Here is an 8009-nt window from a genome sequence, read left to right as displayed (position 1 = left end):
GATAAAGGGGGGTCCTAGGGGGCGGAGCCCCCTAGTTTCGGGAAGCCCCGATGCTCGCTAGCAGGAGTTCCGAGTGGTCCAGCGCATCGTGGGCAGCTCGTCCCACTGCGCGAGCGGCCCGTACAGGTGCACGCAGTCGGGGCACCCGTAGTGGGTGTGCCAGCCTCCACCGCTCGCACGCGGGATTTCACCTACGGGGACGGGGGGCCGTTGTCCGGTGGCCGCAGATGCCGCGCACGGGCCGTGTGGGCGGGGTGGGCTCGCTGGTGACTCCGTCGCGGGTCATGCGGACACCGCCCGAACGGGAGTGATGTTCGTGGTGGGATGGTCGTAGTCCACTCCGAGTTCGGCGAACGCTGCCGCGCGCCACCGCTCGCGTTGCAGGTACGGAAGCTCGGGGCGTTGTTCGAAGATTTCCCGGACCGTCTCGGCGCTCGGCGCGAGGGGCACGGGGCAGTAAGGAGAGCACCCAGAGGATTGCTCCTTGCAAGCTGTCTCGGCAAGCCCCGGTGGACCGGTCCTACGCGGTCTGTCGGGGCACTTTGGCTACCTGGCGCGTCTCGGCGGGCACGACGGCGCCAGGACGACGAAGCCCCGCCCGTCCGCAGCAGAGGGGCGCCGGGACGGACGGGGCGAGGAGAGATCAGCGCAGGGCGGCGAGGACGCGGCTGCGCAGCGTCTCGTCAGCGATCGTGTCGATTCCCCGCCATGCGTACCCGCTGACCTCTTCCTCTTGGAGCGTTACGGAGTGCTCGCCCGTCACCTGGAAGACGTAGCGGAAGTCCGCGTGCCAGTGAGCGGGCTCGTCCTTGCTGTCGTTGGCGGGGATGGGGTGCACGTCCACGTGGACCGGGGTCGGCTGGACGGGGCGACGCTGAGAGTGATCCCGGTTTCTTCGACCAGTTCGCGCAGGGCGGCGTGCATGAGGTTCGTGTCCCCGGGCTCCAGGTGCCCGCCGGGGGTCAGCCACTTGTTCAGGGCCACGTGGTGGATGAACAGGGCTTGGTGCTGGTCGTTGATGAGTACGGCGCCCGCGGTGGCGTGGCCGCGGAACTCCTTCCGGCTGGTCACGTCGGCTCCCTGGTCCAACAGTTCCAACAGGGGTGCGAGTGTGTGCTTGTCCTCGGGATGGGCGTCGGCGTACTCGGCGAGGGTGGTGCGGATGTGGGTCGCCGTGATGGGCATGCGATCACCTGTTGTAGTAGTGGAGCCAGGTAGCCGCGATGGCTGCCCGGTCGGTGGCGGGGACTTCGTGCAGAGTGGCGTCCAGACCGCCGCGAGCCAGCATGGCCGCGCCCGCGATGATTTCGGCTTGGACGAGGAAGATGAACGGTCCAACGCTCGCGCCGTGCAGGAAGTTGACGGCGTTGCCGCCGTTCAGCAGGTAGAAGTAGTGCCCCGTGGTGGTGTACCGGGTCACGTTCTCTCCGGCGCTGTCCCGGACGTAGCCCGCGGGTAGGCCGTCCAGTTCCAGTTCGTCTTCCGAACTGGTCACGGTGGCCACGTAGGCGCCGTTCTTCAGGCGGGGGAAGTCCTCGCCGCGCAAGCTGAGTCCCCCGGTGGCGCACAGCACCAGGCCGGCGGTCTCCAGAGCCTGGTCACGGTCCCGGGCCACTTCGAACCCGTGCGACATGGCTTGTGTCTGCCGTACCGGGTTGATGTCGTAGACGATGACCCGTACGCCCTTGACGTGCAGCAGCCGGGCGATGCTGGAACCGAGCTTGCCGAAGCCGAGGACCAGCGCGGGACGTCCGTGCAGGATGTCGCCACGCCCTCGCAGGAGGGCTTCGGCGGAGAAGACGACCGACTGGCCCACCAGGAAGTCTTCCGGGTCCTTGAGGGGCGAGCGCGCGACGGACACCACGGGGCACGGCAGTTTGTCCCTGTCGGCGTACCGCTTGTGGCCGTTCTCTGTGTCCTCGACCACGCCGAGGATGTGACCGGTGAAGCGGGAGCAGAGCGCGTCCAGCGAAGGCGCGAAGTACCCGCCCACATCGAGCAGAACGACCGGTTCCCCGGCCGCCCTGGTCTCCAGATAGGTCACGGCGGTGTCCGCGTCGGCGAAGGTCTCGCGCGTCAGTTCGTCGCACGCCACGACCTGTTCCACCTCGCGCCGGGCCATCACGTCGATGGACTTCGGCTTGGGCAGCACGGCCCGCAGGACGGTTGCCTTGCCGATGGCCCTGATGAAGGCGGGGCGCTCGGGTAAGAGGTGGGTGATCAGCAGTGAGGACGGCCGCTCGGGCGGCGTGAACCCATCAGCGATCTTGCTGAAGTAGCTTTCCAGCCGCGCTCGGTCCGTGGCTTCCATGGGGCCTCTCTCTCGGGTTCCAGGCGAGAGCTGTTCGACTGCCCATCCGGGGACATCCAGACGGCTTCTTGAGACCGCCCCGCAGATACCCCGCCTTGGGCGATTCACCAGTACAGGGATAGGCATCGAGAGGTGCCAGCGCGGGAGTGCCGCATCTCTGCCGCATCGCTGCCGCATACTGGACTCACCGGACCCTCTGACCTGGTACAACGGAAATCCGGAGAGCAGGGAGGCGACATGGCCAGGCGAGAGAGCTTCGTGAAGCGCCGCAAGGCGATGGGTTTCAGTCAGGAGTCTCTAGCTGAAGCCATCGGAGTGGAGCGAACAACCGTGAGCCGCTGGGAGACCGGTGAAACCGCTCCGCAATCCTTCCACCGGCCGGACCTTTGCCGGGAGCTGAAGGTATCCGTATCTCAACTGGATTCATTGATCCACTGTGTAGTTGGCGGCCCGCAGGCAGTGCCCGCGACAACTACCCAGTCGGCGTCGCCTCTTCCTGCACATGACGACGAAATGGAAGCCCTGGAACTTGTACGGCGAGTGGCAGCCAGTGACGTCGGGGGTGAAACGCTCTCACGCCTTGAGCTGGTTTTTGATGAACTAGCGAGGCAGTATCCGTCTTCCGCTCCGCAGGACCTCTTGGTACGGGTGCGTAAGTACTCGGCATACGTCAGTCACTTGCTGGACGCGAGGAAGACCTTGGCCGAGCATCGGCAGTTGCTGGTCCTCGGTGGTTGGTTCTCACTGTTGGGAGCAACACTCCACATCGACCTGAACCAGGAGCATGCCGCGACGGCACGGTTGCACACAGCCATGACGCTGGCCAAGCACGCCGGGCATGCTGAAATCCAAGCCTGGTGTTTCGAGACGGACGCGTGGCGGGTTCTTACTGCCGGTGATTACGCCAAGGCTGTGGAGCTGAGCAAGGCGGCTCAAGCCCTTGCGCCGAAGGGAAGCTCCGTTGAAATCCAGGCGACGGCTCAAGAGGGGCGTGCGTACGCCAGGCTCGGACAAGTAAATGAGACGTACGGCGCCATAGGTCGAGTCAACGCGCTCGTCTCTCCCATGCGATTCCCAGACCACCCCGAGCATCATTACCAGTACGACCCTGGCAAGTCCGTTTCCTACACTGCGACTACCCTGGCCTGGGTAGGCGACCCGGCAGCCGAAGAGTACGCTCGCGAGGTGATCAACCGGCTTGCCCCATCGAATGACATCTCGACATGGCCGCGTCGCGTAGCCTCAGCCAATATCGATCTCGCACTGTCGCTGGTCGTTTCCGATCGAGTGGACGAAGCCTGTGACGCCGCGCAGCGAGCCATCCTCTCGGGGCGTGTCGTCCCGTCCAATCGCTGGCGCGCCCTGGAAGTCGTGCGGGCCGTTGAGTCCCGCAAAATTTCGGAAGCCAGTGACCTGCGAGAGGCATATGAGGGAATGCGGCAACCCGCAATAGAATCCCGCTAGTCAGCGCCGGACAGTGTGAGGCCGCAGCAGAAGTCGATACGGGTGCGGTGGACGGGCTTGTGGTGGGACTCGCCGAGGCCGGTGGCCTTGGACGCAGCCCGTGCGAGTCGTCAGGGCAGCCAGGGAGCCCCAGGCCCTGCGGAGATCACTCCAAGGTGCGCACGCTCACGTCCTGTGCAGCAGTGCCCAATTCGGCCACTTACCATTGATTTCGGGCACGCCAGGGTAGTGAATGGCGCACTCAGGTCGACAGGTTCCGCGGCGGAGTGTTCCTCTAGGCCGCGTGAAATCGGGCTCCTTGAGCAGGAGGCGGTACATGTCCGCCGAACAACCGGACCGCTGCTCCAGGCTCCTCCGCGAGTCGCTGCGCAGCGGAATTTGCTGGAATTCGCTCAAGGCCCCGCCGTCCGGACGGAGTGACATGGCTGATCAGCCGGAGTCACAGCGGGCCCGCCCACAGATTGAGTTCCGGTGGGGCGGCTTCCGCGTCACCGTACAGCGCATTCCCGTGCGCTTGATCACCGCTGTGGCGGCTCTCGCCGGAGCGTGGTCGGCGGCGTGGGTGACCGTCCGCTGACTCGCCTCGAAGTTTGTTGCCGTCTTCAGGGGCTGAGGCGCCCCGCGGGGGCTACGTGGTGCTCGAGGTGCGCGCTGGATCGGCGGCGCTGTCGTCGCCGTCGTCCTCCCCGTCCTCCCCGCGGTCGTCGTCCTCCCCCAACAGCTCCCGAGCCATCAGCGTGGCTCCGGCGACAGCGCCCGGCATCAGGAACACGGCCACGAACGGCACCAGGAACACCACCGCGAGCGGTGCGCCGAAGCCCCACGCGAGGGACTTGCGGGAGCGCAGCAGGGCGAGGCGTTCGCGCAGCTGCACGCCCCGGCGCTGGAGCGCGACCGCCGTCAGCTCCTCGACCAGGAAGAAGCCCGTGACGAGGAAGCCGAGGACCGGGATCACGGTCTGGCCCACCACCGGGACGAAGCCGAGCGCGAAGAGCAGCACGCTCCACAGCGCGGCGCGCACCACGATGCGCAGGCTGTCGCGCAGGGAGATCCACAGGTCGCGCCAGAGCGGCAGGCCCGACTCGGGGGCGAAGCCGGCCACGGAGATGTCGACCTGCTCCGACAGGGACTCGTAGAACGGCTCACCGATGAGGAGCGTCACCGCCGTGAAGCTCACCACGGACAGGAGCAGGGCGAGGGCGAACAGGAGCACCGTCAGGAAGCCGCGGAACGCGCCCTGCCACGGGTCGTTCCAGTCGTCGGCGAACGGCGTCGCCCAGGAGACCAGGTCCGAGCCCCACAGTGCGAGCGAGACCAGCGCGGCCGCGTACAGCACGAGGGTGATGAGCCCGGGAAGCAGCCCCCAGCCGTACTGCTTGCGGTGCTGGGCGACCCAGCGCTGCCCCTTCACCAGATAGCCGAAGCCCTGTCCTAGATCACGCATGCGGCACACCCTATCCGGGCTGCTCCGGCCGCCCCGACACGCCGAAGAGGCGCACCTGTTTGGTGAACACCCTCTTGTTGTGCGCGATTTCAACCTGTAGACCTCCTCTCCTGATCTCACGTGATCTCACGGCCAGTTCCTGGCTCTTGCAGGGGAGGTACGTATGGGGATATCCCGGCCATCAAGACCGGTGCTGCTGACCGCGTCGGCCGCCGCGGGCACGCTGCTCTTCACCGCGCTCACCCCGGGCGGCGCGAGCGCCGACCCCACGCCCGCACCGCGTCCGGCGATCCGCGACGAGTCCCCGCTCGACGCGCCCGACAAGGCGGCGCGGGCCCCGCGGGGCGCCGCCGACCGCGCGCTCGGCGAGACGCCGCCGGCGCTCCCCGGCAAGGGCCGCGGCTATCCGCGCGAGCAGCGGCTCGACCCGGTCCCGGAGAACCCGGACGACAAGTCCATCAAGCTGGGCCTCGTCCCGTACCACGGCATCGCGCCGAAGCTGAACGCGATCCAGCGCATCGGCGACCGCGTCAGCGTCGAGCGTGCGGGCCGTTCGGCGGGCGGGCACGATCTGTACCTGGTGACGGTGACCGCGCCGGAGTCGGCGCGCGAGGCCGCGCGGCAGGAGCGGATGCGCCGGCTCATCGAGAACGCGCCCGCGGCCGCCGCCGAGGACAAGGCGATCAAGTCCTCGTACAAGGCGCCGGTGTTCATCAACAACAACATCCACGGCAACGAGTGGGAGGGCACGGACGCGGCCCTCAAGGTGATCGAGAAGCTGGCGAAGGCGAAGGATGGCAGGACCCGCGCCCTGCTCGCGCGCCACCGCCTCTACTTCAACGTCACGATGAACCCCGACGGCCGCATCGCGGGCACCCGCGAGAACGCCAACGGCTTCGACCTGAACCGCGACTTCATCACCGCCTCGCAGCCCGAGGCGCGCGCGGTGCGGCAGATCGCCATCGACAAGCAGCCGACCGTGATGATCGACCTGCACGGCTATGTGAACGGCACGCTCATCGAGCCGACCACGCCGCCGCACGGCGAGAACTACGAGTACGACCTGTTCCTGAAGAACACCTACGCCAACGCCCTCGGCATGGAGAAGGCCGTCAACGGCCTCGGCTACACCGAGGCGAAGGACGGCGTGCTGCCCGCGGTCATCCCCTTCCGCGACCAGAAGGAGGGCTGGGACGACTGGCCGCCGATCTTCACGCCGCAGTACATGCCGTTCCACGGCACGGTCGCGGCGCACACCATCGAATTCCCGATGCAGGTCAACAACGAGGAGTACGACTCCCAGCCCGTCGCGGAGCTGCGGCGCAGGTCGGCCATCAACGTGGACATCGCGGGCGCGGCCATGACGGCGACCCTGGACTACGCGGCCAAGCACCGGCGTTCGCTGATCGCCGACCAGATCGAGGTGTTCCGGCGGGGCGCGGCGGGGGCCGAGCAGGTGCCGGTGTCCGAGGAGACGGTGCCGGGCGTTCCGGGCATCGGCCCGGAGGACGTGTACACCACCGAGTTCCCGCGGGCGTACGTCATTCCGGCGGGCGGGCGCGGCCAGCGCTCCGCGGCCGCCGCGTCGCGCCTGGTGGACCACCTGCTCGCCAACGACGTACGGGTGCGGCGCGCGACCCGCGACTTCCGGCTCGGCGGCACCGCGTACGCGAAGGGCTCCTACCTCGTCGACATGCGCCAGCCCAAGCGCGGCCTCGCGAACGTGATCCTCGCGGACGGGCGTGACATCAGCGACAAGGTGTCGACCATGTACGACATCTCCGGCTGGAGCCTCGGGCGGCTCTGGGGCGCGTCGGTGGACTCCGTGGTCAAGGGCAGCCCGACGCGGGTGCCGTCGCGCGCGGTGCACGCCGCCTCGCGGGTGCGGTACGTGGCGCCCCGCGGTGATCTGCGGCTGCGGCTCGACGATCCGCGTGAGGTCGCGGCGCTCAACTCCCTCCTCGACGACGGGGTCCGGGTGCGGCGGGCCGACGACGGCAGCGTGATCGTGCCGGGGGCGGCCCGGCGTGCGGCCCGTGCCGCCGCGGCCGAGTACGACGTCGCCTTCTCCGCCACCAAGGTGCGCGGCGGTGAGGTGCTCCGGCGCACCCGGGTCGCCGCCGCCGTGACGCCCGGCGAGCTCTTCGCCCTGCGGGAGATGAACTTCGACGTCGTGCCCGTGTCGACGAAGGTCCTCAACGACGGGTTCGACTGGCGCAAGGCCGATGTCCTCTTCGTGTCGGCGGGGCTCGACTACGGGGAGCTGAACGGGGCCGCCAGGACGCGGCTCCGTGACTTCCTCGCGCACGGGGGCGGCTTCGTGGGGCGCGGCACCGAGGGGGCCGCCCTGAACTCGGCCGCCGGGCTGCTGCGCGCCAAGGCCGTGCAGGGGAACGGTGACGCCAACGGGGTGGTGCGCGTGCGGAACGCGGGCGGGGCGCCTGGGGTCAGCTTCGTGTACGCGCCCGTGTGGTTCACCGGGCTCGGTGACGGCGTGCGGGTCGAGCAGGCCTACGCGGGTGGGAATCCGTTGGTGTCGGGGCACTGGCGAGCCGGCTCCGACGGCAAGGGGGGTCCCGCTGACGCCGCGGGCAAGGCGGCCGTGGTGAGCGGGAAGGCCGGGGCCGCGCGAGTGGTCCTCTTCGGGACCCAGCCGCTGTTCCGGGACCACCCGAAGGGGCTGTTCCCGGAGGTGGGGCGGGCGTTGGTGACGGTGCGGTAGGTCTGTCCTCGCGGGGGGCGCCCCAGACCCGCCCCTTCCCGAAACTAGGGGGCTCTGCCCCCTAGGAC

General features: G+C 68.5%; 4 protein-coding genes and 1 pseudogene. 2 read left to right on the top strand and 3 right to left on the bottom strand.

Annotated elements, in window-relative coordinates; translation table 11 throughout:
* Positions 1 to 643: 643 nt before the first annotated feature.
* Positions 644 to 1185, bottom strand: a pseudogene (locus ACFWZ5_RS43150) (NUDIX hydrolase).
* Positions 1186 to 1189: 4 nt separating this feature from the next.
* Entirely contained in the window at positions 1190 to 2311 is a 1122-nt protein-coding gene (locus ACFWZ5_RS43145; protein ID WP_030678618.1) for an adenosylhomocysteinase, read from the bottom strand.
* Positions 2312 to 2548: 237 nt separating this feature from the next.
* Here ACFWZ5_RS43145 and ACFWZ5_RS43140 point away from each other — a divergent pair, with 237 nt between their 5' ends.
* Positions 2549 to 3775 (top strand): helix-turn-helix domain-containing protein, encoded by a 1227-nt coding sequence (locus tag ACFWZ5_RS43140; protein WP_384795852.1) that lies wholly within the window; start codon positions 2549 to 2551, stop codon positions 3773 to 3775.
* A 628-nt stretch (positions 3776 to 4403) separates the two neighbouring features.
* On the opposite strand, the gene ACFWZ5_RS43135 is transcribed toward ACFWZ5_RS43140, so the two are convergent.
* A complete protein-coding gene (locus ACFWZ5_RS43135; protein ID WP_384795854.1) occupies positions 4404 to 5219 on the bottom strand; it encodes an EI24 domain-containing protein in 816 nt (271 codons plus the stop codon).
* Between the two features lie 163 nt (positions 5220 to 5382).
* Here ACFWZ5_RS43135 and ACFWZ5_RS43130 point away from each other — a divergent pair, with 163 nt between their 5' ends.
* Positions 5383 to 7941: a M14 family zinc carboxypeptidase gene (locus ACFWZ5_RS43130; RefSeq protein ID WP_384795856.1), complete on the top strand. Its 2559-nt coding sequence runs from the start codon at positions 5383 to 5385 to the stop codon at positions 7939 to 7941.
* Positions 7942 to 8009: the final 68 nt, after the last annotated feature.

It is taken from the genome of Streptomyces sp. NPDC059003 (genome assembly GCF_042740445.1).
Taxonomy (GTDB): domain Bacteria; phylum Actinomycetota; class Actinomycetes; order Streptomycetales; family Streptomycetaceae; genus Streptomyces.
This window is presented reverse-complemented; position numbering and strand designations above follow the sequence as displayed.